This is a genomic window from Mesorhizobium sp. LNJC405B00, assembly GCF_000502615.1.
GTDB lineage: Bacteria > Pseudomonadota > Alphaproteobacteria > Rhizobiales > Rhizobiaceae > Mesorhizobium.
Window position 1 is genome coordinate 345,071 of the sequence record NZ_AYWC01000002.1, and the last position, 22,419, is coordinate 367,489.

General features: G+C 63.4%; 27 protein-coding genes. 14 read left to right on the forward strand and 13 right to left on the reverse strand.

What is annotated here, in order from left to right; all coding sequences use genetic code 11:
- Window positions 1-74: 74 nt before the first annotated feature.
- From X756_RS159865 to X756_RS159850, 4 genes are all read right to left on the reverse strand, one after another.
- On the reverse strand, window positions 75-1,073 hold the full coding sequence (locus X756_RS159865; RefSeq protein ID WP_023673201.1) for an LLM class flavin-dependent oxidoreductase: 999 nt from the start codon (window positions 1,071-1,073) through the stop codon (window positions 75-77).
- Between the two features lie 22 nt (window positions 1,074-1,095).
- Window positions 1,096-1,299 carry an arylamine N-acetyltransferase gene (locus X756_RS159860; RefSeq protein WP_023714466.1) on the reverse strand — a complete coding sequence of 68 codons (204 nt, stop codon included), beginning with the start codon at window positions 1,297-1,299 and terminating at the stop codon, window positions 1,096-1,098.
- An 82-nt stretch (window positions 1,300-1,381) separates the two neighbouring features.
- The gene (locus X756_RS159855) at window positions 1,382-2,551 is read right to left on the reverse strand and encodes an AI-2E family transporter (RefSeq protein WP_023681324.1); all 1,170 of its coding nucleotides are present in this window, start codon (window positions 2,549-2,551) and stop codon (window positions 1,382-1,384) included.
- 110 nt (window positions 2,552-2,661) lie between these two features.
- Entirely contained in the window at window positions 2,662-3,723 is a 1,062-nt protein-coding gene (locus tag X756_RS159850) for an LLM class flavin-dependent oxidoreductase (RefSeq protein ID WP_023728807.1), read from the reverse strand.
- 234 nt (window positions 3,724-3,957) lie between these two features.
- On the opposite strand from X756_RS159850, the gene X756_RS159845 reads away from it, so the two are divergent.
- Window positions 3,958-4,386: a DUF6481 family protein gene (locus X756_RS159845; RefSeq protein WP_023673205.1), complete on the forward strand. Its 429-nt coding sequence runs from the start codon at window positions 3,958-3,960 to the stop codon at window positions 4,384-4,386.
- Window positions 4,387-4,473: 87 nt separating this feature from the next.
- Here X756_RS159845 and sugE read toward each other — a convergent pair whose 3' ends face one another.
- Together sugE and X756_RS1000000169260 are read right to left on the reverse strand one after the other, a co-directional pair.
- Window positions 4,474-4,788, reverse strand: coding sequence for a quaternary ammonium compound efflux SMR transporter SugE (gene sugE / locus X756_RS159840; RefSeq protein ID WP_023681326.1), 315 nt, complete (start codon window positions 4,786-4,788; stop codon window positions 4,474-4,476).
- Window positions 4,789-5,002: 214 nt separating this feature from the next.
- Window positions 5,003-5,269 carry a hypothetical protein gene (locus X756_RS1000000169260; protein ID WP_032999253.1) on the reverse strand — a complete coding sequence of 89 codons (267 nt, stop codon included), beginning with the start codon at window positions 5,267-5,269 and terminating at the stop codon, window positions 5,003-5,005.
- 71 nt (window positions 5,270-5,340) lie between these two features.
- Between X756_RS1000000169260 and X756_RS159835 the strand changes: the two genes are divergently transcribed.
- The 4 genes from X756_RS159835 (at window position 5,341) to X756_RS159820 (ending at window position 8,584) form a co-directional block, all read left to right on the forward strand.
- Window positions 5,341-6,150 carry a transglutaminase family protein gene (locus tag X756_RS159835; protein ID WP_023728808.1) on the forward strand — a complete coding sequence of 270 codons (810 nt, stop codon included), beginning with the start codon at window positions 5,341-5,343 and terminating at the stop codon, window positions 6,148-6,150.
- Window positions 6,151-6,260: 110 nt separating this feature from the next.
- Entirely contained in the window at window positions 6,261-7,214 is a 954-nt protein-coding gene (locus X756_RS159830) for a cation diffusion facilitator family transporter (RefSeq protein ID WP_023728809.1), read from the forward strand.
- A gap of 77 nt (window positions 7,215-7,291) precedes the next feature.
- Window positions 7,292-7,696, forward strand: a complete 405-nt coding sequence (locus X756_RS159825) for a GFA family protein (RefSeq protein WP_023728810.1) — start codon at window positions 7,292-7,294, stop codon at window positions 7,694-7,696.
- An 81-nt stretch (window positions 7,697-7,777) separates the two neighbouring features.
- Window positions 7,778-8,584 (forward strand): class I SAM-dependent methyltransferase, encoded by an 807-nt coding sequence (locus X756_RS159820; RefSeq protein ID WP_023728811.1) that lies wholly within the window; start codon window positions 7,778-7,780, stop codon window positions 8,582-8,584.
- A 101-nt stretch (window positions 8,585-8,685) separates the two neighbouring features.
- Here the strand turns inward: X756_RS159820 and X756_RS159815 are convergent, their stop codons facing one another.
- Window positions 8,686-9,939 carry a DNA recombination protein RmuC gene (locus tag X756_RS159815; RefSeq protein WP_023692996.1) on the reverse strand — a complete coding sequence of 418 codons (1,254 nt, stop codon included), beginning with the start codon at window positions 9,937-9,939 and terminating at the stop codon, window positions 8,686-8,688.
- A gap of 103 nt (window positions 9,940-10,042) precedes the next feature.
- Between X756_RS159815 and def the strand changes: the two genes are divergently transcribed.
- Genes def through truA form a run of 4 tightly spaced genes read left to right on the forward strand, consistent with a single transcriptional unit; the run spans window position 10,043 to window position 12,799 of the window.
- Window positions 10,043-10,573, forward strand: a complete 531-nt coding sequence (gene def / locus X756_RS159810) for a peptide deformylase (protein ID WP_023673213.1) — start codon at window positions 10,043-10,045, stop codon at window positions 10,571-10,573.
- 5 nt (window positions 10,574-10,578) lie between these two features.
- On the forward strand, window positions 10,579-11,529 hold the full coding sequence (fmt, locus tag X756_RS159805; RefSeq protein ID WP_023728812.1) for a methionyl-tRNA formyltransferase: 951 nt from the start codon (window positions 10,579-10,581) through the stop codon (window positions 11,527-11,529).
- Window positions 11,526-12,032 (forward strand): N-acetyltransferase, encoded by a 507-nt coding sequence (locus X756_RS159800; protein WP_023728813.1) that lies wholly within the window; start codon window positions 11,526-11,528, stop codon window positions 12,030-12,032. Before fmt ends, X756_RS159800 begins: the two co-directional genes overlap by 4 nt.
- Before the next feature lie 11 nt (window positions 12,033-12,043).
- Entirely contained in the window at window positions 12,044-12,799 is a 756-nt protein-coding gene (truA, locus tag X756_RS159795; protein ID WP_023681338.1) for a tRNA pseudouridine(38-40) synthase TruA, read from the forward strand.
- Here the strand turns inward: truA and X756_RS159790 are convergent.
- Together X756_RS159790 and dapE are read right to left on the reverse strand one after the other, a co-directional pair.
- On the reverse strand, window positions 12,796-13,401 hold the full coding sequence (locus X756_RS159790) for a hypothetical protein (RefSeq protein ID WP_023673217.1): 606 nt from the start codon (window positions 13,399-13,401) through the stop codon (window positions 12,796-12,798). The two genes, truA and X756_RS159790, sit on opposite strands and share 4 nt — an antisense overlap.
- Window positions 13,402-13,403: 2 nt before the next feature.
- Complete coding sequence (gene dapE, locus X756_RS159785) at window positions 13,404-14,594, reverse strand: succinyl-diaminopimelate desuccinylase (RefSeq protein ID WP_023725314.1); 1,191 nt, start codon at window positions 14,592-14,594, stop codon at window positions 13,404-13,406.
- A 115-nt stretch (window positions 14,595-14,709) separates the two neighbouring features.
- Here dapE and X756_RS159780 point away from each other — a divergent pair, with 115 nt between their 5' ends.
- On the forward strand, window positions 14,710-15,723 hold the full coding sequence (locus X756_RS159780) for a 2-dehydropantoate 2-reductase (protein WP_023728814.1): 1,014 nt from the start codon (window positions 14,710-14,712) through the stop codon (window positions 15,721-15,723).
- Between the two features lie 58 nt (window positions 15,724-15,781).
- On the opposite strand, the gene X756_RS159775 is transcribed toward X756_RS159780, so the two are convergent.
- From X756_RS159775 to dapD, 3 genes are read right to left on the reverse strand one after another with little or no spacing between them, the layout of a single operon-like run.
- Window positions 15,782-16,552 carry a hypothetical protein gene (locus tag X756_RS159775; protein ID WP_023728815.1) on the reverse strand — a complete coding sequence of 257 codons (771 nt, stop codon included), beginning with the start codon at window positions 16,550-16,552 and terminating at the stop codon, window positions 15,782-15,784.
- A gap of 21 nt (window positions 16,553-16,573) precedes the next feature.
- Window positions 16,574-16,978, reverse strand: a complete 405-nt coding sequence (locus X756_RS159770; protein WP_081725464.1) for a DUF805 domain-containing protein — start codon at window positions 16,976-16,978, stop codon at window positions 16,574-16,576.
- The gene (gene dapD, locus X756_RS159765; protein WP_023673222.1) at window positions 16,975-17,829 is read right to left on the reverse strand and encodes a 2,3,4,5-tetrahydropyridine-2,6-dicarboxylate N-succinyltransferase; all 855 of its coding nucleotides are present in this window, start codon (window positions 17,827-17,829) and stop codon (window positions 16,975-16,977) included. The genes X756_RS159770 and dapD overlap by 4 nt, the downstream gene beginning before the upstream one ends.
- 148 nt (window positions 17,830-17,977) lie before the next feature.
- Between dapD and X756_RS159760 the strand changes: the two genes are divergently transcribed.
- A complete protein-coding gene (locus X756_RS159760; protein ID WP_023681343.1) occupies window positions 17,978-18,823 on the forward strand; it encodes an LOG family protein in 846 nt (281 codons plus the stop codon).
- Between the two features lie 80 nt (window positions 18,824-18,903).
- On the opposite strand, the gene X756_RS159755 is transcribed toward X756_RS159760, so the two are convergent.
- On the reverse strand, window positions 18,904-19,623 hold the full coding sequence (locus X756_RS159755) for a pyrimidine 5'-nucleotidase (RefSeq protein WP_023687469.1): 720 nt from the start codon (window positions 19,621-19,623) through the stop codon (window positions 18,904-18,906).
- Window positions 19,624-19,798: 175 nt separating this feature from the next.
- On the opposite strand from X756_RS159755, the gene X756_RS159750 reads away from it, so the two are divergent.
- From X756_RS159750 to X756_RS159745, 3 genes are all read left to right on the forward strand, one after another.
- The gene (locus tag X756_RS159750) at window positions 19,799-20,560 is read left to right on the forward strand and encodes a GGDEF domain-containing protein (RefSeq protein WP_023728816.1); all 762 of its coding nucleotides are present in this window, start codon (window positions 19,799-19,801) and stop codon (window positions 20,558-20,560) included.
- A gap of 179 nt (window positions 20,561-20,739) precedes the next feature.
- Window positions 20,740-20,910, forward strand: coding sequence for a hypothetical protein (locus X756_RS1000000169265; protein ID WP_023681346.1), 171 nt, complete (start codon window positions 20,740-20,742; stop codon window positions 20,908-20,910).
- Window positions 20,907-22,346, forward strand: a complete 1,440-nt coding sequence (locus tag X756_RS159745; protein WP_023728817.1) for a GMC family oxidoreductase — start codon at window positions 20,907-20,909, stop codon at window positions 22,344-22,346. The genes X756_RS1000000169265 and X756_RS159745 overlap by 4 nt, the downstream gene beginning before the upstream one ends.
- Window positions 22,347-22,419: the final 73 nt, after the last annotated feature.

Below are 22,419 nucleotides of genomic sequence, written 5' to 3' on the forward strand. Positions count from 1 at the left end.
ACGTCACCTATGCGTGAGAGAGGCGGCTCCTGGCTGAGGAAGGCGCCTGCCCACAGCAGACACAGGCAAAAGCGTCACGCGGCCTGCGACAGCGATTTATGCGCCTCGGCCAGGATTTCGAACGAGCGCACGCGTGCCGCATGATCGAAGATCTGCGCGGTCACCATCAGCTCGTCTGCGCCGGTGCGGCGCACGAACGCGTCTATGCCTTGCCGGACGGTTTCGGGAGAGCCGACGACGGCGCAGGACAGCGCCTGCGAAATCATGGTTTTTGCCATCGGCTCGAGCGTCTGGTCATAGCCCTCGACCGGCGGCGGCAGGCGGCCGGCCCGCCCCGTGCGCAGATTGACGAAGGCCTGCTGCAACGAGGTGAACAGCAGTTTGGCCTCTCCATCGGTCGGTGCGGCGAAAACGTTGAGGCCGAGCATGACATAGGGCTTGTCCAGCTGTTCCGAAGGCTGGAAGCGCGAACGGTAGATCTCCAGCGCATGGTCGAGTTCGGCCGGCGCGAAATGCGAGGCAAACGCATAGGGCAGGCCGAGCATGGCGGCGAGCTGCGCGCCATAGAGGCTGGAACCGAGGATCCAGACCGGCACCTTCTGGCCTTCGCCGGGCACGGCGTGGATACGCTGGCCTTCCGCGGCCGGCTGGAAATAGCCCATCAGCTCGACGACATCCTGGGGGAAATTGTCTGACGCCTCGAGATTGCGGCGCAGCGCGCGCGCTGTTCCCATATCGGTGCCGGGCGCCCGGCCGAGGCCGAGGTCGATGCGGCCGGGGTGCAGTGCCGCCAGCGTGCCGAACTGCTCGGCAATCACCAGCGGCGCATGGTTGGGCAGCATGATGCCACCGGCGCCGACGCGGATGGTCTTGGTGCCGCCGGCGACATGGGCGATGACCACGGCGGTCGCCGCGCTGGCGATGCCCGGCATGTTGTGGTGCTCGGCCAGCCAGTAGCGCCTGTAGCCGAGCCGCTCGGCATGGCGGGCCAGGTCGAGCGAATTTGCCAGCGATTGCGAGGCGTCGCTGCCTTCGACGATCGGCGAAAGGTCGAGAACGGAAAGTGCGGTCATGGGCCTCAAGCCTCTACGATGTTCAACTGCCTGCCCCTTGTTTCGAAGGCGCGGTCGGGAATGAGGATGTCGAGCTGGTGCCAAGCAACGGGTCCATATTCTCGAACGGGATCGCCTGCGGATGCTGGCGATGCGACGCGCTCAGCGTGCCGAGCGGAGCATCGATCGGGCCGCGATAGCCGATGCGGTCGAAATAGGCGTCGAGGTCGAAGGAGGTATCGTTCATCGGAGGGTCCGGGTTGACCGGCTCGATATAGGCACTCCGCCTGAAGACAACAAATGCGAGATGACGGACAGGCGCGGCAAGCTTATGGCGCGGCCTTTCCGTTCTCTTCGGCCGCTTCCTCCTCCACCACGGCCGTCTGCTGTGCGGCGAGAAAATTGCCGACATGGCTGAGGCCATCGAAATGATCGCAGAACACTTTGACGACGACCAGCAGCGGCACCGCCATCAGCGCGCCGACAAAGCCCCAAAGCCAGGACCAGAAGGCGATGGCGATGAAGATCGCCACGGCGTTGATCTCGAGGCGTCGGCCGACAACCATCGGCGTAACGAACTGGCCTTCGACGATGTCGCACAAAAGCACGAAGCCCGGCGCCAAAAGGGCGTAGGTGATCGAGTCGAAGCTGATCATCGCAATGACGCTGACCAGCACGATGGTGATCAGCGCGCCGACATAGGGCAGGAAGTTGAGCAGCGCCGCCATCGTTCCCCAGACGAGCGGGTTGGGCATGCCGAGCGCCCACAGGCCAAGGCCGATAACCGCGCCGAGACCGGCATTGATGACGGTGACGGTGAGCAGATAATGCGAGATTTCGCGCTCGACGTCATAGACGACGCGCAAGGCCCGCTTCTTCTCGCTGAGGCTGGCGAAGGACTGGATGATCTTCTCATAGAACATCGTGCCTGACGCCAGCAGGAACAGTGACAGCACGAAGATGATGGTCAGGCTTGTCCCCGCCGACAGGACGTTGCTGGCGGCGGCCGACAGGACGCCGGACTGCGCCATCGCCACCTTCTGGATGCCCGGCTCCTGCGAGGTCTCCGTCATCTGTTCGATCTGATGCGAGATCTGCATGATCCTCTCGAGCGGACGCCGCAATTGCGCCAGCCGTTCGGTAAGTTGTTGGCCGATCGACGAGGTGTTGTTGAGAAGGTCGATGACCGGGCCGCTGAGCAGATAGCCGGCAACGCCGAAGACGCAGATCGACAGCACGACCAACATTGTCGCCGAAACCACTTCCGGAATGCCGCGCTTGCGCAGGAAGCGCACGATTGGTGTCAGCGTCAGCGTCAGCAGGAAGGCGAGGATGACCGGCATGAAGAAAGCACGCGCGAAATACAGCGCGTAGATGGCCATGAACAGGAAGATCCCGATGAGCAGCGAACGCATCAGATGCGTGTCGGCACGCGCCACAACTCTCGCCTCTTCGGTCTCGGCAAGGCCAGCACCCAAAGCGGCGGGTTCGGCTTTCATGATTTTCCCTCAGCGGCGCACCGCAATTGGTGCTTTCCCCTGACGGAAACGCCTCTGCAAGCCCAAGGTTCCGTTAGCCGGCAAGGCCCTCAATCCGGGCCGCCCGTCGCTCAGGCGGCTGGCGCTGCGACGGCGACGCCGGGCTTGGCGGTCTCCTTGCGCACGATCGGCGCCACCTTGGTGCCGTACAGTTCGATCGCCTTCATGATCTTGGCGTGCGGCATGGCGCCGATCGCCATCTGCAGCAGGAAGCGGTCATTGTTGAAGATCTTGTGCTGGGCGACGATCTTTTCCGCCACCTGCTCCGGATCGCCGACGAACAGCGCGCCGTTCGGACCACGCGACTGATCGAAATGCGCCCGCGAGGTCGGGCCCCAGCCGCGCTCGCGGCCGATGCGGTTCATCACTTCGGCCTGCGGGCCATAGAAATCGTCGGCCGCCTGTTCAGTGGTGCCGGCGATGAAGCCGTGCACATTGATGCTGGTGGCAAGGCCCGAGGGGTCGGTACCGGCCCGCCTGGCGGCATCGCGATAAATGTCGAACAGCGCTGCAAACCGCGCCGGCTCGCCGCCGATGATGGCCAGTGCCAGCGGCAAACCGAGCACGCCCGCGCGCGCCGCAGATTGCGGCGTTCCACCTATTGCGATCCAGATCGGCAATTTGTCCTGCAGCGGCCGCGGATAGACGCCGCGGTCATTGATCGACGCGCGCAGATTGCCGGACCAGGTGACTTTGACGCTGTCGCGTATGGCCAGCAGCAAATCGAGCTTTTCGGCGAACAACTCGTCATAGTCCTCGAGATTGTAGCCGAACAGCGGGAAGGATTCGATGAACGAGCCGCGCCCGGCCATGATCTCGGCCCGGCCGCCCGACAAAAGGTCGAGCGTTGCGAACTGCTGGAAAACGCGCACCGGATCGTCGGAGGACAGCACGGTGACCGCGCTGGTCAGCTTGATGCGCTTGGTGCGTTCGGCGGCAGCGGCCAGCGCCACCACCGGCGCGGACGCGGCATAGTCGGGGCGGTGATGTTCGCCCAGACCAAAAACGTCGAGGCCGACCTGGTCGGCCAGCTCGATCTCCTCGATCAGATTGCGTAGTCGCTGATGCGGGCCGATCGCGCCGGGGCCGGGCTCCGGGCTGACGTCGGCGAAAGTGTAGAGACCGAGTTCCATGGCATGTCATCCAAATGTTCTGATTTGCCGCTAGAGGTAGCGGCGAGCCGCCCCGGCCGCCAGAGGGGCGGATGGTGAACAGTGCATGTCGGTTTCGGCCGGCGTTGTTTCAGGGAAAACGCGTCTCCCGGCTGCAACAGCCTAAACTTTCATGGCTGGCATACCGTTTTGGCGCTTGAACTCTCGGTTTTCGCGCGTATGTAAGCGTCGCGAATTGACTTCAGGGAAGTGGACTTGGCTATCTACAGGGAAAAAGACATTTTCGAGCGGCGCAATGCCGCGAACGAGGCAAAGAAGGCGCTTCTGGAGCGCTTCAAGTCAAAGCCGGCGGCTGATGATCCTGCGGTTCTGGCCAAACAGGCCGAACGCAAGGCGATTCTTGAGGCTCGCGAAATACGCGAGGCCGAAAAGGCCAGGCTGAAGCAGGAGAAGCTGGCACGCGAGGCGGTCGAGAAGGCCGAGCGCGAGGCAGCAGCCGAAGCGGCGCGTATTGCGGCCGAAGAGGCAGCGCAGGCTGAAGCGAAGATCAAGGAAGCCGAAGAAAACGAGCGCATTGCCCGTTTGCTGGCAGACGAAGCCGAACGCAAGGCCAAGCGCGACGCACGCTATGCGGCGCGCAAGCAGCGTACCGGCAGGACGCCTCCGGGCTTCTCCGCCCGCTAACGCTTCGATCGAAACGATCGCCATCAGGGTCGCCTTGCAGCGGCCCTGATGGCGTTTGCCTAATTTAAGGATTTGATGCCTCGGAACTCAGGCGGCGAGCTTCAGCCCCATAATGCCGCAGACGATGAGCGCGATGCAGGCGAGCCGGATGGCCGTCGCCGGCTCGCCCAGCAGCCAGATGCCAAGCAGCGCCGTGCCGACCGTGCCGATGCCGGTCCACACAGCATAGGCCGTGCCGACGGGCAGCGTCTTCAGCGCCAGGCCAAGCAGGCCCAGGCTGATGATCATCGAGGCGACGGTTAGCACCGTCGGCAACGGCTTCGAGAAGCCGTCGGTGTATTTGAGGCCGATCGCCCAGCCGATTTCGAACAGACCAGCGAAAAACAGAAAAATCCACGACATCGGGATGCACTCCATTCCATGAGCATGGCGGGCCGTCCCGGCCGGACTTTTGAGAAAGGCGCGAGGTCGTCCTCGCCGCTTCGGTATAAGCGGCTGCGCCGGTCCGATCAACAAAACACCGGCAGCATCGTTCATGCCGCCGGTGTCAAAATCTGCGCCGAAACGGTTTGCCCGGATCTCAGCCGTCCCAAGATATTGACGACCTAAGGCGGGCTTACTTTTCCTTGAGCCTCATCGCCTTCACGGGCGGCGCCTTCAGCGCCGGAGCCGCGGCGGGCTTCTTGGCGTCTTTTTTCGGCTTGCGAGCTTCCTTGCCCGCCTTCATCGCACCTTTAGCCATGATTCGTTCCTCCAGTTGCTGGGAGGCCAAGTGAAACAAGAGAAACGCCGGACTGCAAGAGGGCTGGCGTCCGTCGCCGGCGCCGCGGGCCGCTTTCAACCGGTTTCTAATTTGCTCGTAAACCATTGCGGTCCGTGCCATGGTTGTCTTCGCACTGCAGCATCGGCCATGCCTTCGCCCGGCGATGATCAGGCAGTGCGGTCAGGACGACAATGCGAATCCGCATCGGCAGCGAGATGAGTTTCGATTTTCCGCAGGAAACGCCGCTGATCGCGATGCTCAACGTCCACTACTCCAGGGCCTCCGATCTCGAGCGCCCGGATTTCCTGACCTCCAACCCGCCGGTGCCGATCCAGAGCTACCGCGACAGTTTCGGCAATTGGTGCAACCGTTTCGTTGCCCCGCCCGGTCGCTTCACCTTCGGCACCGATTCGGTAATCCGCGACCCCGGCACGTTCGAGATGGGCGACCTGATGGCCTGGCAGCACGAGGTGCGCGATCTGCCGTCGGACACATTGCTCTTCCTGTTGCCGAGCCGCTTTTGCGAGAGCGATCTGCTGGCCAGCGAAGCCTGGCGGCTGTTCGGGCATACGCCGCTTGGCATTGCGCGCGTCCAGGCGGTCTGCGACTTCGTCCACAACCGCATCGTCTTCAGCTACGGCAATGCGCGGCCGACCCGCACCGCGGCGGAAGCCTATCGCGAGCAAAGCGGCGTCTGCCGTGACTTTGCCCACCTCGCCGTCACCTTCTGCCGTGCGCTAAACATCCCGACCCGCTACTGCACCGGCTACATCAGCGACATCGGCCTGCCCAAACCTTGGGCGAGCATGGATTTCGCAGCCTGGATGGAGGTCTATCTCGGTGGCCGCTGGCATGTCTTTGACCCGCGCAACAATTCGCCACGCATCGGCCGCATCCTGATCGCGTCGGGTCGCGACGCCGCCGACGTGCCGCTGACCCACATCTTCGGACCGGGCACGCTGGCCGGTTTCAAGGTGTGGACGGACGAGATCATCGAATAGGGGCGTCTTTCCGCAAGCTGGCCTACAAGACCCTGAACGACCGGGCGATTCGTGCGTTGTGATGCCTGTGGTGCTCAGGGGCGTTACATCAGGTTCCTTGGAGGGCCAGCATGGCAGCACATGGCGGGTCGAAGACGGTCATCTACGCGGCGCTCGCCGGTAATCTAGCTATTGCTGTTACCAAATTCGTCGCCGCCTTCTTCACCGGCAGCTCGGCGATGCTGTCGGAAGGCGTGCACTCGCTGGTGGATACCGGCAATGGCGGGCTGCTGCTCTACGGCATGCACCGCGCCGCCCGTCCGCCGGACCGCACGCATCCGCTCGGCCATGGCCGCGAGCTGTATTTCTGGAGCTTCATTGTCGCCCTGCTCGTATTCGCGCTCGGCGCCGGCGTGTCCTTCTATGAAGGCGTCGTCCACATCATGGCGCCTGAGCCGGTCGCCAATCCCAAAATCAACTACATTGTGCTGGGCCTCTCAATGCTGTTCGAGGGCAGCTCCTGGTACGTGGCGCTGAAGGAGTTCCGCCAGCAGAAGGGCAAGCAAGGCTGGCTGCAGGCCGTGCAATCGAGCAAGGATCCGAGCGTCTACACGATCCTGTTCGAGGACAGCGCCGCCCTGCTCGGTCTGTTCGTCGCCTTCGCCGGCATATTGGTGGCCGAACTCCTCGACATGCCCGAACTCGACGGCGTCGCCTCGATCGGCATCGCGATGATCCTCGGCGCCACCGCCATCTTTCTGGCGCGCGAAAGCAAGGGATTGCTCATCGGTGAGCCGGCCTCGCCGGAAGTGCAGGCCAAGGTGCTGGCCATCGCCCAGCAGGATCCGGCAGTGCAGCGGGCCAACGGCGTTCTCACCGTCCATCTCGGCCCTCGACAGATCGTCGCTGGGCTGAGCATCGAATTCGAGGACCATCTGACGGCGCCTGAGATCGAAGCCTGTGTCGAGCGCATCGAGGCGCTCTTGAAAAAAGAAATGCCGGAGATCACCAGGCTGTTCGTCAAGCCGCAGACGACCGGAACCTGGGAGCACCGGCGCAAGCAGGTCGAGGCAGCGTCGGACTAGTTCTGGACCAGCAGTCCACCGTTGGCCCCATCGCCTGGTCCCGCTAAGATCACCCGACGGATTTCGGAGAATCAACCATGAAAATCGATGGTGGGTGCCATTGCGGCGCCATAACTTATGAAGCAGAGGTCGACCCGGAAAAGACCTCTATCTGTCATTGCACCGACTGCCAGCAACTGACCGGCACCGCCTTTCGTGTCACTGTTCCCGCGCCTGAGGATCATTATAGGATCACAAAGGGCACACCGAAGGTCTATATCAAGACGGGATCGAGCGGCGCCAAGCGTGCCCAGGCGTTCTGCGGCGACTGCGGTTCGCATCTTTACGCAACGTCGGTTGGCGACGGGCCGAAGGTCTATGGGATCAGGGCGGGGACCGCGCGGCAACGCGAGGATCTCGTTCCGACCCAACAGAAATGGCACCGATCGGCCCTGCACTGGCTTCCGGAATTCGAGGGCGTAAGCATCGTAGAGGCGCAGTAGCACCTGCCTCCCGGTTAAGCGCGGCCCAAACCAGCCAATAATGTGCTAGGCTAGCCATCAAACGGATGGCGGGGGATAGCAATGTCGGAAACGGACAAAGTGTTTGCCGGCTCGATTCCGGAAAACTACGACCGCTACATGGTGCCGCTGATCTTCGAGCCGTTCGCCGCGGATTTGGCACGACGGGCAGCGTCCTTGTCGCCCGGCGCCGTCCTGGAAGTCGCCGCCGGCACCGGCGTTGTTACCCGCGCATTGGCGCCAAAACTGTCCCCTGGCGCAAGCTATGTCGTGACCGACCTCAACCAGCCTATGCTCGACTACGCGGCCTCGCGACAAGCTCCCGACAGTAGCATACAATGGCGTCAGGCGGATGCTCTGGCGCTGCCGTTCGAAGATGCGGCTTTCGATCTCGTTTGCTGTCAGTTCGGCGCGATGTTCTTTCCCGACCGAGCCGCCGGCTATCGCGAAGCAAAGCGGGTCCTGAAGACCGGCGGCCATTTCCTGTTCAACGTGTGGGATCGCATCGAAGAGAATGTATTCGCCAATGATGTGACGAATGCTCTTGCGGAGATTTTTCCGAACGATCCGCCCCGCTTTCTCGCCCGCACGCCGCACGGCTACAATGACATTGCATTGATCCGCGGCGAGTTGGAAGCCGCAGGTTTCTCCCGTGTGGTGATCGACACGAGGGCCGAACAAAGCCGTGCCTCCTCGCCGCGCCTTCCGGCGGTTGCCTATTGCCAGGGAACTCCGCTTCGCAACGAAATCGAGGCTAGAGGAAAACTGGAAGCCGCAACCGATCACGCCGCGTCCGTGATTGCAGCCAGACACGGCAGCGGCGAGGTTGCGGCCAAGATCCAGGCGCACGTGATCGTGGCTACGGTCTAATGCATGGCGCCCAGAAGTGTGCCGCGGTTCTGGGACAACGACATGCATCAAAACAAAGACTTTTAAAGCGCGTCGTATGAGTCCGTTCAGCGCGACGCGCTTTAATCGTCGCCTTCGACGACACGTAGCCTGAGCTGCCCCGTCTTGGAGTCCGCCACCCGCACCCCGGCTTCGGCCTTGGCGGGTCCGCCACCGCGCACTTCGGCTTCGCTTTCGCCAAACTCCAGCGCTTCGATCTTTTGGCCGCGCTTGGTCACCTTCGACGTCGACACCAGTATCTCGTCGATATCCTTGGCCGACTGGCCAAAATGCGTCTGCAACCGGCGCACGCGTTCGTCGACGCGCGCGACGTCTTCCATCAGCCGGATCACCTCGCCCTGGATCAGATGCGCCTGTTCGCGCATGCGGGCGTCCTTGAGGATGGCCTGGATGACCTGGATCGACAGCATCAAAAGCGACGGTGAGACGATGATGACACGCGCCCGGTGCGCCTTCTGGACCACGGCGTCGAAATTCTCGTGGATTTCGGCGAACACCGATTCCGACGGCACGAACATGAAGGCGGTGTCCTGCGTCTCGCCTTGGATCAGGTATTTTTCCGAGATATCGCGGACGTGAATTTCGATGTCGCGGCGGAAAGCCTGGGCCGCGATCTTCTGTTGTTCGGCGCCATCGGCGGCGCGGATGGCGTTCCAGGCTTCCAGCGGAAACTTGGCGTCGATGGCAAGCTGCGGCGCACCGTTCGGCATCCTGACCAGGCAGTCGGGACGGCTGCCGTTTGACAGCGTTGCCTGGAACTCGTAGGCGCCCATCGGAAGGCCGTCGGCGACGATCGCCTCCATGCGCGACTGGCCGAAGGCGCCGCGCGTCTGCTTGTTGGACAGGATCGCCTGCAATTGCACGACCTGGCCGGCCAGCGACTGGATGTTGCCTTGCGCGGTGTCGATGACCGCCAGCCGTTCCTGCAGTTTGGCGAGGCTCTCATGCGTCGATTTGGTCTGTTCGGTCATGGTTTGACCGAGCCTGCCGGTCATGGCGTCGAGGCGCTGGCCGATCGACTGGTTGAGTTCGGCCTGCCTTGCGCCGAACACGTCGGCGATGGCGCCCATGCGGCCCTGCATCTCGGCCTGGCTTTGCAAAATGCCGGCCATCCGCGCCTCGGCGTCGCGGGCGTGGTCGGCGGCTTCCGCCGCGGCGATGGTGCGCGCCTTGGCCGATCGCCACAGCGCCACGACAAGCGCCAGGAACAGGCCGAGAAACACCAGCGCACCGAGGGCCAGTGCATGGCCGAGCGTGATCGTCGTGGCGCCAAGCCGGGCAACGGGTTCGGAAAGGATGGTGCTCAGGTCGTTCATCCCGCCAGCATAGCCGATTCGCAGACCTGGCACAGATCAAAACGTGAACGAGACCGATTCGCACCGGTTGACGCTTCTCCTGCGACGTTTTAGGTGAGGCGCCATGTCGATCAAGCCGCTCATCATCCTTCCCGATCCTATCCTGCGCCAGGTTTCCAAACCGGTCGAACGCGTCGACGCGCCTTTGCGCAAACTGGCCGACGACATGCTGGCGACGATGTATGATGCGCCGGGCATCGGCTTGGCCGCAATCCAGATCGGCGAGCCGCTGCGCATGCTGGTCATCGACCTCGCCAAGGAAGACGAGCCGCCGGCGCCGCATGTCTTCATCAATCCCGAAATCCTCGAAAGCGCCGACGCTCGCTCGGTCTACGAGGAAGGCTGCCTGTCGATCCCGGACTATTACGCCGAGGTCGAGCGTCCCGCCTCGGTGCGCGTGAAATATCTCGACCGCGACGGCAAGCTGCAGGAGATCGAGGCCGAAGGCCTGATGGCGACCTGCCTGCAGCACGAGATCGACCATCTCAACGGTGTGCTGTTCATCGACCACATCTCGAAGCTGAAGCGCGACATGGTGGTCAAGAAGTTCAAGAAGCTCGCCAAGGACAAGGCGCCGGGCAAGCTGGTGGGATAGGGAAGATGCCGCTTCGCGTCATCTTCATGGGCACGCCGGAGTTTTCGGTGCCGGTGCTGCGCGCGATTGCCGAGGCCGGGCACGAGATAGCAGCCGTCTACACCCAGCCGCCGCGCGCCGCGGGCCGCCGCGGGCTGGAGCTGACACCGTCGCCGGTGCAGCGCGAGGCTGAGCGGCTGGGCATCGAAGTGCGCACGCCGCTGTCGCTGAAGGGCGAGGCCGAGCAAGCTGCTTTCCAGGCGTTGCGTGCCGATGTCGCGGTCGTCGTCGCGTATGGTTTGCTGTTGCCGAAGGCTATTCTGGAGGCTCCGCGCCTCGGCTGCCTCAACGGCCACGCCTCGCTTTTGCCGCGTTGGCGTGGTGCAGCTCCCATCCAGCGCGCCATTATGGCCGGCGACGTCGAGACCGGCATGATGGTGATGCGCATGGAAGAGGGCCTGGACACCGGTCCGGTGGCACTGGTTGAAAAATGCGCCATAGAGCCCGATATGACGGCCGGCGATCTGCACGACCGCTTGATGAATATTGCTGCCACGCTGATGGTGGAAGCGCTGTCCCGATTGGAGACAAATACCCTGGCATCGACTTTGCAGGCGGCTGACGGGGTGACCTACGCCAGGAAAATCGATAAGTCGGAGACACGTGTGGACTGGACGCGCCCGGCTGCGGAGGTCCACAATCACATTCGCGGGCTGTCGCCATTCCCCGGCGCCTGGTGCGAGGCCGACATCGGCGGCCGCACGGAACGGCTGAAACTGCTTCGCTCGACGCTTTCTGAAGGTACGCTTTCTGAAAGCATGGGCGAGTCGGGAGGAATTCTCGATGACCGGCTGACGGTCGCCTGCGGGTCGGGCGCGGTCAGGCTGGTCGAAGTTCAACGGGCGGGCGGAAAGCCTGCTGCCGCGAAGGAGTTTCTGCGCGGGGCCAAGATCGAAAAAGGAATGAAGTTCTCATGAGCATGATGTCGATACGCGGCGCGACGCCGCGGGACCGCGAGGCCATACGCCTGGTCGAGGAACACGCATTCGGCCAGCAGGCGGAGGCCGGGCTGGTCGACGCTCTGGTCACCGGCGGCGACGCCGTTGTCGAACTGGTGGCGGAAGAAGACGGCCAGGTGGTCGGCCACATCCTGTTTTCCAGGCTGTTCGTCCAGAACGGCGGCAAGCAGTTCGCAGCCGTGGCGCTGGCGCCGTTGGCGGTGGAACCTTCGTTCCACGGCTCGGGCATTGGCGGTGCGCTGATCCGCGAGGCGCATATCCGCCTCAGGGATGCCGGCGAGACGCTCGCCGTTGTGTTGGGCGATCCGGCCTATTACGGCCGCTTCGGCTACAATCATGCGCGAGCCGAAAAGTTCGAGAGCGAATATCAGGGCGAAGCGCTGCAGGCGCTGGCCTGGGGTGACGCACCCGAAAAAGGCAAACTGGTCTACGCCCAGGCCTTTACCGCACTCGCCGCCTGAACGAAGGGTGTATGCCGCGTTTTCGTCTCGATATCGAATATGACGGCAGCCTCTTCGCCGGCTGGCAACACCAGGCGGATCAGCCTTCGGTGCAGCAGGCGATAGAGCAGGCGATCGAGAAATTCTGCGGTGAGGCGGTGCGGATACGCGCCGCCGGCCGCACCGACGCCGGGGTGCATGCGACCGCCCAGGTGGCGCATGTCGACCTCGCCAAGGCATGGCCAAACGACAAGGTGCGCGACGCCGTCAACGCGCACCTGCAGGCGGCAGGCGCGCGCATCGCCATCCTGCAGGCGACGGTTGTCCCCAATGAGTTCGACGCCCGTTTCTCGGCCACCGGACGGCACTATCTCTACCGCATCCTCAACCGGCGCGCGCCTGCAGCGATGGAAAAGGGCAAGGTCTGGTGGGTGCCGAAGCGGCTCGATGCGGACGCCATGCACGAAGCGGCGAAAGTCCTGCTCGGCCGACATGACTTTACCACCTTCCGCTCGACGCAATGCCAGGCCAACAGTCCGGTGCGGACGCTGGAGCGGCTCGATGTAAGCCGCCAGGGCGACCTGATCGAAGTCAGGGCCTCGGCGCGCTCTTTCCTGCACAACCAGGTGCGCTCCATGGTCGGTTCGCTGAAACGCGTCGGCGACGGCGGCTGGACCGCCGCCGACCTCAAGGCCGCGCTCGCGGCGCAAGACCGCGCCGCCTGCGGCCAGGTGGCGCCGCCCGACGGGCTTTTTCTCGTCGGTGTAGACTATCCGGAAAAGTTCTAGGCCGGAGCGGCGGTCGGCACCGTGATGCCGAGCAGCGCCACCAGGCCGAACAAGACGGCCAGAGACACCACCAACATGCCTGCGAACACGGCGCTGCCGACAGCCGCGCCCTTGCCGATCGCGGCGTTGGTCATCCGCCAGGAGAGTACCAGCGACAGCACCACCAGAACCAGCCACACCAATTCGGCAACCGGGTTGCCGGACGGCAGGAAAAGCCTGATCAGCGCTGAAGGCAGCAGCATCCAGGCGGTGATCGCCGACGCCCAGTTGCTGGCGACGACATAGTGGACGAAGCGGTCGCCGATGCCGGCGCGCGATGCGACCAGGGCAAGCACAACCAGGGGCAGCAGCCACGAGCCGAGGTCGACGGTCGCCAGGCGAATCAACATGCCCAGCCGGCCGGCGAACGCATTGGGATCGCCGATCTCGTTGGCCGTGCCGACCCAGCCGACGATCATCGCCGGCGCGGCGACGACGATGGCGAAGAAGGAATTCCAGAAGCCGTCCGCCGACAGGTCGAGCAGCCGCAAGCCGTCGGCCTTCCCGAGCATCAGCCGCCAGGCGCCGTTAAGCGATGAAGAGGTCTCGTCAACCGAAAGCATGATCAGCCCTGCTCGAACCAGTCATCGATGAAGCGCTGGTAGATTTGGGTCAGCGTCTCGAGGTCGGCCAGTGCGACGCGCTCGTCGACCATGTGCATGGTCTTGCCGACCAGGCCGAACTCGACCACCGGGCAATAGTCCTTGATGAAACGCGCATCCGAGGTTCCGCCCGAGGTGGACAGCGCCGGCTCCTTGCCGACCGTCGCCTTGATCGAGCCGCGCAGCGTCTCGATCAGCTTGTCGTCGCGCGTCAGGAAGACATGGCTCGGCCGGTCGCGCCAGATCAGCTCGTAGTCGACCGGCGTCTTGCCGGTCCGGTATTTCTTGCGCTTCGCCGCCTGGTCGAGGCGGTTATGGATCTCGGCCTGCACCGTCTCGGCAGTCCATGTGTCGTTGAAGCGGATGTTGAAGGTGGCTGTCGCCTTGGCCGGAATAACATTGGTCGCCGGGTTGCCGACATCGATCGAGGTCACTTCCAGATTGGTCGGCTGAAAATCCTTCGTGCCCTTGTCGAAGACGGGCGACAGCAAGGCGTCGACCAGGCTGATCAGGCCGCGCACCGGATTGTCGGCGAGCAATGGATAGGCGACATGGCCCTGGCGGCCGTTGACCGTGACACTGCCCGACATCGAGCCACGCCGGCCGATCTTGATCATGTCGCCGAGCGTGTCCGGATTGGTCGGCTCGCCAACGATCGCGGCGTCCCATCTCTCGCCCTTGGCCGCCGCCCAGTCGAGCAGTTTTGTCGTCCCGTTGATCGCCGGCCCCTCCTCGTCGCCGGTAATCAGCAGCGAGACCGAGCCTTTCGGACCACCCTTTTTCTCGACATGGCGCGCCACGGCGGCGATGAAACAGGCGATGCCGCCCTTCATGTCGACGGCGCCGCGGCCATACATCTCGCCCCTGGCGATCTCGGCGGCGAAGGGCGGATGCGTCCACGACGCCTCGTCGCCCGCCGGCACCACGTCGGTATGGCCGGCAAACATCAGATGCGGCCCATTGCCGGAGCGACGCGCGTAGAGATTCTCGATGTCGGGGGTGCCGTCTTCGGAAAACACCGGGCGTTCGACGGAAAAGCCGAGCGGCTTCAGCATGCCTTCCAGGGCAGCCAGCGCGCCGCCCTCGGCGGGCGTTACGGAGGCGCAGCGTATGAGGGTCGCGAGGTTGGCGGCGGGATCGGTCGGCAGTTTCATGGGCAAAGCGATAGTCGAAAGCGAAAGGCCTGTCACGGCCAGAGATGATGACCGGTCCTGCCGCCGACGTTATGGTTTTCCTGTCGTATAGTGCAGGCCAACACGAGATAATCGCATGGCCAACGCCGAAAAGACCATCGTCATTGCCGGCGCCGGCAGCATAGGCTGCTATGTCGGCGGCTGCCTGGCGCTGGCCGGACGCAAGGTGGTGTTTTTGGCGCGGCCAAGCATCGCGACGGTCTTGCTGGACGGCGGCCTGCGCATCACCGATCTCGATAATCGCGACCGATCCATCCGGCCGGAGTCCGTCACCACTGATCCCGCCGCTGCCCTGGCCAGTGCCGACGTGGTGCTGGTGACGGTCAAGAACGGCGCTACCGAGGAGATGGCGTCGCTTGTTGCCGGACATGCGCGCGGCGAAGTCGTGGTGGTCAGCCTCCAGAACGGCGTCGGCAATGCCGACCGGTTACGCGCCGGGCTCGGTGGACGGACTGTGCTCGCCGGCATGGTGCCGTTCAATGTCGTCCAGTCGGCCATAGGCAATTTGCCGCTTCACGTGCATCGCGCCAGCAACGGCAAGGTCATGATCGAAGATGGCGTGACCGGCCTTGCCGGCCTTCTCGATGTCGAAGGGCTTGGCGTGGAAACCCATCCCGACATGAAAGCCGTGCAGTGGGGCAAGCTGCTGATCAACCTCAACAACGCGCTTGTCGCCTTGTCCGGCCTGCCGCTGGCGAGCGAACTTGCCGACCGCCGCTGGCGGCGGATCCTGGCCGGTCAGATCGACGAGGCCCTGGCGGCGATGAAGGCGTTACATATCGCGCCGGCACGAATCGGCGGCTTGCATCCCGTCCTGCTGCCGAAACTGCTCCGGCTGCCGGACTGGCTGTTCCGGCTGGTCGCCCGCCGCATGCTCGCCATCGACCCGCAGGCGCGTTCGTCGATGTGGGACGACCTCCAGCGTGGTCGGCCGACCGAGATCGGTGACCTGCAGGGGGCCGTCCTGAGCCTCGCCGAAAAGGCCGGCACGCCGGCGCCTCTGCTGAAGCGGGTCACCGTGCTGGTGCGGCAGGCCGAGCGGGAAAAGCGCGGCTCACCCGGGCTGACGCCGGAAATCGTCACTGGATAGTCTACTTGCCGCGAGCCTCGGGCCTTGGCCCGCAAAATAGGCGCGTGGGCCCGCCGCGTCACAGCTTTGGTGCGCGCCTCGGAGCCGGCGCTTTGCTCGCCGAGCCTGGCGCCGGCAGGGGCTGCGCCGCCGGGTGGTTCTCGATCAGCGTGATCTTCTGCCAGATCTTGCGCGACAGGTTGGACGCCAGGTTCTCGACGTCGTTGACGCCGTCGATGACCACATCGTCATTGACCGACTGCGCAAACAGCGCCGCGATCTTGCCGGTGATCGACAGCATCTCCGAGCAATAGTCGAGGTAGCGCGCCAGGTCGGCGGCATTGGTGATGCGCGCCGGCGAATGCGCGGTCGGCCTGAAATTGGCGGACAATGCTGCCGGATCCTTGGTCAGCTGGTGCATGTCGATGACATGGATCAGCGATCTCAACCCATGCAGATGGCGAAACACCCGCTTGCGCTTGATGCGCTCCTCGGTGCGGATCAGCGCCAGCAGGCCGAGCACGGCAAGGATCATCATGTTGATCGTGGCTTCGATGCCTTGCACCGACTGCACCGCATCGTCGGCCTGCGAGATATGGATGAGCGGCAGGATGGTGCCGACGAACAGGAAGATCAGCGCGCCGGCGGCAACTGCGGCGACGATGGCGCCGCGCAGCCACCAGATCGGCGCTTCCAGCGCCTGCGCCGCCTTGGCCAGGTCGCGCGACAGCGACACCAGTTCGGCGGCGACGCCGCGCAGGCCGGCATCGGGAAAACGCTCGGCGACGCGCTCTTCCAGCCGCTCGGCGGTGTCGATGATCAGTTTCGGATCAAGCGTGCGGTAGCGCATGGCGAGATATCCGGTCGGCGCTCATGGTTCAGCCGGCGCGTTGCTGCGCTTGCCGTAGCGGTTCGGACCGGGGTCACCCCGGAAACACGCTAGAACGATGAGAAGAATGGGGCCGATGATAAGAGAGATCAACGCGTAATAAGTCGGCTTGCCGAAATCATGAAACCGCTTTGCGGTTACCGCAAAGCTCGACCATGTCGAGATCAGCAAAACGACCCAGAACACAAGTGCCCAGTTCTGGCTGGTTGCGGTGCCGGGTTCCAGTCTCGACAACTGGTAGAGCGGGAAAAACTGTGCAAGCACCAGCAGCAGCCCGGCGAGCACGTAGGCACTTGGGCTGACGCGCCCTGAGAGGCTGAAGAAAAGCCAGGGAAGTGGTGGTGTGTTGGGCAATCTGGAGCGCTCTGGTTGCTCGGACAGGATCAATCACGCAGCAGTTCGTTGATCGAGGTTTTCGACCGGGTCTTGGCATCGACGCGCTTGACGATGACGGCGCAGTAGAGGCCAGGGCCCGGCTCGTTGTTCGGAAAGGCCTTGCCCGGCATCGAGCCGGCGACGACGACCGAATTCGGCGGCACCTCGCCATAAAACACTTCGCCGGTGGCGCGGTCGACGATCTTGGTCGACTGGCCGATGAACACACCCATTCCGAGCACCGAGCCTTCGCGCACGATGCAGCCCTCGACCACTTCGGAGCGCGCGCCGATGAAGCAATTGTCCTCGATGATGGTCGGGCCGGCCTGCATCGGCTCCAGCACCCCGCCGATGCCTACGCCGCCCGAGAGGTGCACATTCTTGCCGATCTGGGCGCAGGAGCCGACCGAGGCCCAGGTGTCGACCATGGTGCCGCTATCGACATAGGCGCCGACATTGACGAAGGACGGCATCAGCACCGCGCCCGGCGCGACATAGGCCGAGCGGCGCACGATCGAAGACGGCACGGCGCGGAAGCCTGCCTTCTCGAAATCGACCGCGCTCCAGCCGTCGAACTTCGACGCCACCTTGTCCCACCAGACCGCCTGGCCGGGGCCGCCCTTGATGATCTCCATCGGATAGAGCCGGAACGAGAGCAGCACCGCCTTCTTCAGCCATTGGTTGACATGCCATTTGCCATCGGCCTGGCGCTCGGCAACGCGCACGGTGCCACGGTCGAGCAGGTCGAGTGAGGACTGGATGGCGTCGCGCGTTTCGCCCCGAGTCGCGGTCGAAATCGTGTCGCGCTCCTCGAAGGCCTTCTCGATCGTCTTTTCGAGGCTGGCCAGATCAGGCTTCGACATGAATTCGCTCCGTTACCACGCTGTTAAGGCCGTCGGCCTTAACCTTGTTTTGAAAGTCGCGCGGACCCTATGTTAAGGCGTATTGGGGGTCAATCGCGGGTGCGCCATGGGACGGCGCAAGTGAACTGTTGGGACGGGTAGAAAGCATATGACTCCTATGGAAAAGGCGGGATGGACGCCGCTGCCGCATTCGGACGAGGATCTGGAGCGCTCGAAAAGCGTGCCCGACACGCCGCAGACTCGCGCCGAAACCTACCGGCTGGCCTGGAACGATCCCGACTTCATGACGCGCCGGGAATTGCGCGCTGTGCGCTTGCAGCTTGAGCTCTTGAAGCCCGAAATGATCCTGGCCGAGCGCGGCATCCGCTCGACGGTCATCCTGTTCGGCGGCGCGCGTATTCCCGAGCCCGGCGGCGAGGCCTGGGCCGCCAAGAACGAGACGCAGAAGAAAAACCTCGAGGAAAACAGCAAATACTACGAGGAGGCGCGCAAATTCGCCCGCCTCTGCTCACAGCAATCGGCCACGTCCTACTACCGCGAATTCGTCGTCGTCACCGGTGGCGGCCCAGGCGTGATGGAGGCGGGAAATCGCGGCGCCGACGATGTCGGCGCGCCGTCGATTGGCCTCAACATCGTCCTGCCACACGAGCAGGCGCCGAACGCCTATGTGACCCCGGAGCTGTGCTTCAACTTCCACTATTTCGCCATCCGCAAGATGCATTTCGTCATGCGCGCCAAGGCCGTCGCGGTGTTTCCGGGCGGCTTCGGCACCATGGACGAATTCTTCGAGACGCTGACGCTGATCCAGACCGGCCGCATGGAGCGCGTGCCGGTGATCCTGTTCGGCAAGGCGTTCTGGCAGCGCGCGATCGACCTCGATTTCCTGGCCGAACAAGGCACCATCACGCCCGGCGACCAGGATATCATCGACTTTGTCGACACCGCCGACGAGGCCTGGGGGATCATCAGCCGCTTCTACAAGTTGGGGGAGTAGGGGAACCGGGAATTGAAGAACTGAAGAATTGAGGAAAAGGAGGTCCGGATCGGTCTCCCTTTCACCAGTTCTTCAATTCTTCAGCTCCTCAATTCCTCTACCCCCTCCACTATCCCCGTCAGAAACGTCGCGAGATCGTCGGTGACGAAATCGACGTCGTCCTCATTGGCCGGATCGCGTTCCCAGATCTCGGCAAAGGTCGGCTCGAAATTGCGCGGCACCACCAGCACCGTGGTCATGCCCAGTGATTTCGGCACCTCGAGGTTGCGGGCGAGATCCTCGAACATCACCGCATTGTGTCCGGTGACGGCGTGCAGTTCGGCAAACTTCTCATAGGTCTGCCGCGACGGCTTCGGCGTCAGCCCGGCGGCGACGATATCGAAAATGTCGTCGAAATGGTCGAGTATGCCGAGCTGGCGCGCGGTGCGCTCGGCGTGCCTGCGGTCGCCGTTGGTGAAGATGAACTTGCGGCCGGGCAGCTGGCGGATGGCGGTGCCCAGCACCGGATCCGGCACCAGCCACGAATAGTCGATGTCGTGCACCTTTTCGAGAAAATCGTCGGGGTCGATGCCGTGGCGCGTCATCAGCCCGTTCAGCGTCGTGCCGTATTCGAGATAGAGTTCCTTCTGCAGCTTGCGCGCTTCCTCGCGCGGCAGCGTGAGCAGTTCTCCGACATAGGCCGTCATCTTGACGTCGATCTGCGAAAACAGATTCGAATGGTGCGGATAAAGCGTGTTGTCGAGGTCGAACACCCAGTCGGTGACATGGGCGAAGCGGGCGGGATCGGGCAGCGTGGTCATGGCGTCCTTATGGCATGAAATATCTGCCGTTCGAACCCCTTTCTGATGTAGAGCTTATCCACAACCTATGTGCATCTAGAGTTGTAAAAATGGGCTCACCATTCAAATTTTAGCCATCACGGAAAGGTGGCCTTCAGGGCTTGCTGGCACAGAGACGGTTCAGTGGGAGCCAGCGATGAGTCGCATAGTTTTAAAGTCCGCCGCCGTCGCATTCGGCTCGGTAGCCATCTCGCTTTTGCTGACGCTGATCATCGTTCCGGCCATGGGTTTTCCGGTCGACCGCACTGTCTGGCTGACATCGACGGTGTGCCCATTGGCGCTCGCCTGGATCGCCTGCGCCAGCACCTTCTGGCAGAGCGACCGACTGAAAAGCGCGCATCGCGATCTCGCCCGCGCGCATGCCCAGCTCGCCGCCGCGCATCGGCGCCTGTCGGCGAAGGCGAGCCGCGACGACATGACCGGCATGCTCAACCGCGAGAGCTTCTTTGCCGCGCTCGACGGTTCACGACGCAAATCCGATCGCGGCGCGCTGCTGATCATCGACGCCGACCATTTCAAGGCGATCAACGACAATTTCGGCCATCTGACCGGCGATGATGCGCTGGTGTTGATCGCCAGCGCCATCGAGCGCGGCGTCCGCAGCGGCGACGTGCTCGGCCGCATTGGCGGTGAGGAGTTCGGCGCCTTCCTGGTCGGCGCTACGGAAGCCGAAGCCCGGCGCGTGGCCGAGCGCATCCGCCGTGAAGTCGAGCTGGTCCGTTTTCGTCCGGTCGACGAGCGCACGGTGCCGCTGACCGTCTCGATCGGCGGCATCACCTGTGCGCAAGATGCCGATGTCTCGGACCTGATGCGCGCCGCCGACCGCCGGCTCTACGAGGCCAAGCACCGCGGCCGCAACTTGTCGATCCTCGACCGGGATATTTCCGAAGCTGCGTGAGGTGTTGGTGGTGGGGCTGTTAAACGGTTCGCCAACATTGTTTCCACGCAACTGCGCCGTTTACCGGGTTGTAACTCGTTCACAGGCAAGGCTTGGCACGGGAATGGCATGTCTGGCCGGTACCTGTGCCGTTCAGGGAACGCCATGCGTGGATCGAAGCCCCCATCCAGAGACGTGTCATGAGTTTCTTCATCAGGAAAATATCGCGCCGCACCATCGTGCAGGCGCTGATTGCGATGCCGGCGCTACAGCTTTTTCGCAAGCAGCCTGACAGCGACCGCCCCCCGGCCGATCCCGACGAGATCGTCGTGGTCAATGGCTGGATCCTGAAGCGGAGCGACCTGGCATGATCTTCGACAGCTATGAGGCGTTTCGAGCCTCGGATTTCAAGCCCAAGGTCTGCATTCTCGGCTCCGGGCCGGCCGGCACCACCATTGCCAGAAAGCTCGGCGCCGCCGGCATTCCGGTCGTGGTGCTGGAGGCCGGCGCACGCGAATTCAGCGACGAGTCGCAGGATTTCTACCGCGGCTCCACGGTCGGCGATCAATATTTCGATCTCGACATCACCCGGCTGCGCTTCATGGGCGGGTCGTCGAACCACTGGGCCGGCTGGTGCCGCGTGCTCGACAAGCAGGACTTTGAGCCCAAGGCATGGGCGCCCGACACCGGCTGGCCAATCGCCCGGACCGACATCGAGCCCTATCTGTCCGAGGTGCACGACATACTCGAGCTTCCCGACTTCAAGCCCGATGTGCCGATTTCAGACGACATACGCTGGGTGCAGCTGATCAAGAGCCCGGCCGTGCGCTTTGGCGAGAAATTTTCCGACGAGCTCGACAAGAGCAAGAACATAGCGCTCGTGCTCAACACCTATGCCACCGAACTTGCCGGGGACGGCAAACGAGTGACCGGCGCCAGGCTGTGGTCGAACGGCAAGGATGCCGGCGCCTTCAGCGCCGATTATTTCATCGTCTGCGCCGGCGGGCTGGAGAATTCGCGGCTGCTTCTATGGTCGAACCAGCGCTCGAATGGCGGCGTGGTGCCGAACGCCACGGCACTTGGCCGCTACTGGATGGAGCACCCGACCTTCGAGGGCGGCAATGCCATCCTGGCCGATTACAGGGAGTTCAAGGTTGATGCCGTCAACGAGGCGTTCTTCTCGCCGACGCTCGCCGCCATGGAGCGGCTGCAGATCATGAATTTCGGCATACGCCTGATCGAGACGCCCTATGCCGGCGTCAAGAGCCTGATTGCCGACCTCGCCTGCACCGCGCCCGAGGCCGCCGAATGGGTCGCCTACCAGCTCAGCCAGAACCTGCGCTGCGCCGCCCAGCTCTACGTCGCCTGGGAACAGGCGCCGCTGGCCTCGAACCATATCGAATTGTCGAAGACCGATGTCGACCGTGCCGGCGTGCCGCGCATCGAGCTGCACTGGAAGAAGTCGCCGTTGGAGCGCCGCACCATCCTCGAGGGGCTCAAGCTGTTCGGAACGACGCTGATCGAGAAGGACCTCGGCCGCGTCCGCATCATGGACTGGCTGACCAATGGCGAGGACTACCCGACGGATGAGGAACTGGCCGGCCACCACCACATGGGCGGCACGCGCATGGGCACCGATGTGAGCAAAAGCGTGGTCGACGCCAACTGCAAGGTGCACGGCATGGACAATCTCTATGTCGGTGGTTCCTCGGTATTCTGCACGTCGGGCGAATGCAACCCGACGACGACGATCACAGCGCTGGCCTGCCGGCTAGGCGACCATCTGACCAAAGTAATCACGGTGTGATGAAGTCATCCCCCCGGTGTGACGAAGTCATCACCGTCTGATTGTCAAAAAAGCGAAGGGCGCGACAGGATTG

Coding starts and splice junctions, on each gene's coding strand:
- dapE (WP_023725314.1), bottom strand. CDS start 14,594: ATGAAACTGCCGACCGATCCCGCCGCCAACCTCGCGACCCTCATACGC.
- X756_RS159775 (WP_023728815.1), bottom strand. CDS start 16,552: ATGCGCTACCGCACGCTTGATCCGAAACTGATCATCGACACCGCCGAG.
- sugE (WP_023681326.1), bottom strand. CDS start 4,788: ATGTCGTGGATTTTTCTGTTTTTCGCTGGTCTGTTCGAAATCGGCTGG.
- X756_RS159745 (WP_023728817.1), top strand. CDS start 20,907: ATGATCTTCGACAGCTATGAGGCGTTTCGAGCCTCGGATTTCAAGCCC.
- X756_RS159860 (WP_023714466.1), bottom strand. CDS start 1,299: ATGAACGATACCTCCTTCGACCTCGACGCCTATTTCGACCGCATCGGC.
- X756_RS159750 (WP_023728816.1), top strand. CDS start 19,799: ATGAGTCGCATAGTTTTAAAGTCCGCCGCCGTCGCATTCGGCTCGGTA.
- X756_RS1000000169260 (WP_032999253.1), bottom strand. CDS start 5,269: ATGGCACGGACCGCAATGGTTTACGAGCAAATTAGAAACCGGTTGAAA.
- X756_RS159830 (WP_023728809.1), top strand. CDS start 6,261: ATGGCAGCACATGGCGGGTCGAAGACGGTCATCTACGCGGCGCTCGCC.
- X756_RS159865 (WP_023673201.1), bottom strand. CDS start 1,073: ATGACCGCACTTTCCGTTCTCGACCTTTCGCCGATCGTCGAAGGCAGC.
- X756_RS159755 (WP_023687469.1), bottom strand. CDS start 19,623: ATGACCACGCTGCCCGATCCCGCCCGCTTCGCCCATGTCACCGACTGG.
- fmt (WP_023728812.1), top strand. CDS start 10,579: ATGCCGCTTCGCGTCATCTTCATGGGCACGCCGGAGTTTTCGGTGCCG.
- X756_RS1000000169265 (WP_023681346.1), top strand. CDS start 20,740: ATGAGTTTCTTCATCAGGAAAATATCGCGCCGCACCATCGTGCAGGCG.
- X756_RS159815 (WP_023692996.1), bottom strand. CDS start 9,939: ATGAACGACCTGAGCACCATCCTTTCCGAACCCGTTGCCCGGCTTGGC.
- X756_RS159850 (WP_023728807.1), bottom strand. CDS start 3,723: ATGGAACTCGGTCTCTACACTTTCGCCGACGTCAGCCCGGAGCCCGGC.
- X756_RS159780 (WP_023728814.1), top strand. CDS start 14,710: ATGGCCAACGCCGAAAAGACCATCGTCATTGCCGGCGCCGGCAGCATA.
- dapD (WP_023673222.1), bottom strand. CDS start 17,829: ATGTCGAAGCCTGATCTGGCCAGCCTCGAAAAGACGATCGAGAAGGCC.
- X756_RS159855 (WP_023681324.1), bottom strand. CDS start 2,551: ATGAAAGCCGAACCCGCCGCTTTGGGTGCTGGCCTTGCCGAGACCGAA.
- X756_RS159835 (WP_023728808.1), top strand. CDS start 5,341: ATGCGAATCCGCATCGGCAGCGAGATGAGTTTCGATTTTCCGCAGGAA.
- X756_RS159820 (WP_023728811.1), top strand. CDS start 7,778: ATGTCGGAAACGGACAAAGTGTTTGCCGGCTCGATTCCGGAAAACTAC.
- def (WP_023673213.1), top strand. CDS start 10,043: ATGTCGATCAAGCCGCTCATCATCCTTCCCGATCCTATCCTGCGCCAG.
- X756_RS159800 (WP_023728813.1), top strand. CDS start 11,526: ATGAGCATGATGTCGATACGCGGCGCGACGCCGCGGGACCGCGAGGCC.
- X756_RS159825 (WP_023728810.1), top strand. CDS start 7,292: ATGAAAATCGATGGTGGGTGCCATTGCGGCGCCATAACTTATGAAGCA.
- X756_RS159790 (WP_023673217.1), bottom strand. CDS start 13,401: ATGCTTTCGGTTGACGAGACCTCTTCATCGCTTAACGGCGCCTGGCGG.
- X756_RS159760 (WP_023681343.1), top strand. CDS start 17,978: ATGACTCCTATGGAAAAGGCGGGATGGACGCCGCTGCCGCATTCGGAC.
- truA (WP_023681338.1), top strand. CDS start 12,044: ATGCCGCGTTTTCGTCTCGATATCGAATATGACGGCAGCCTCTTCGCC.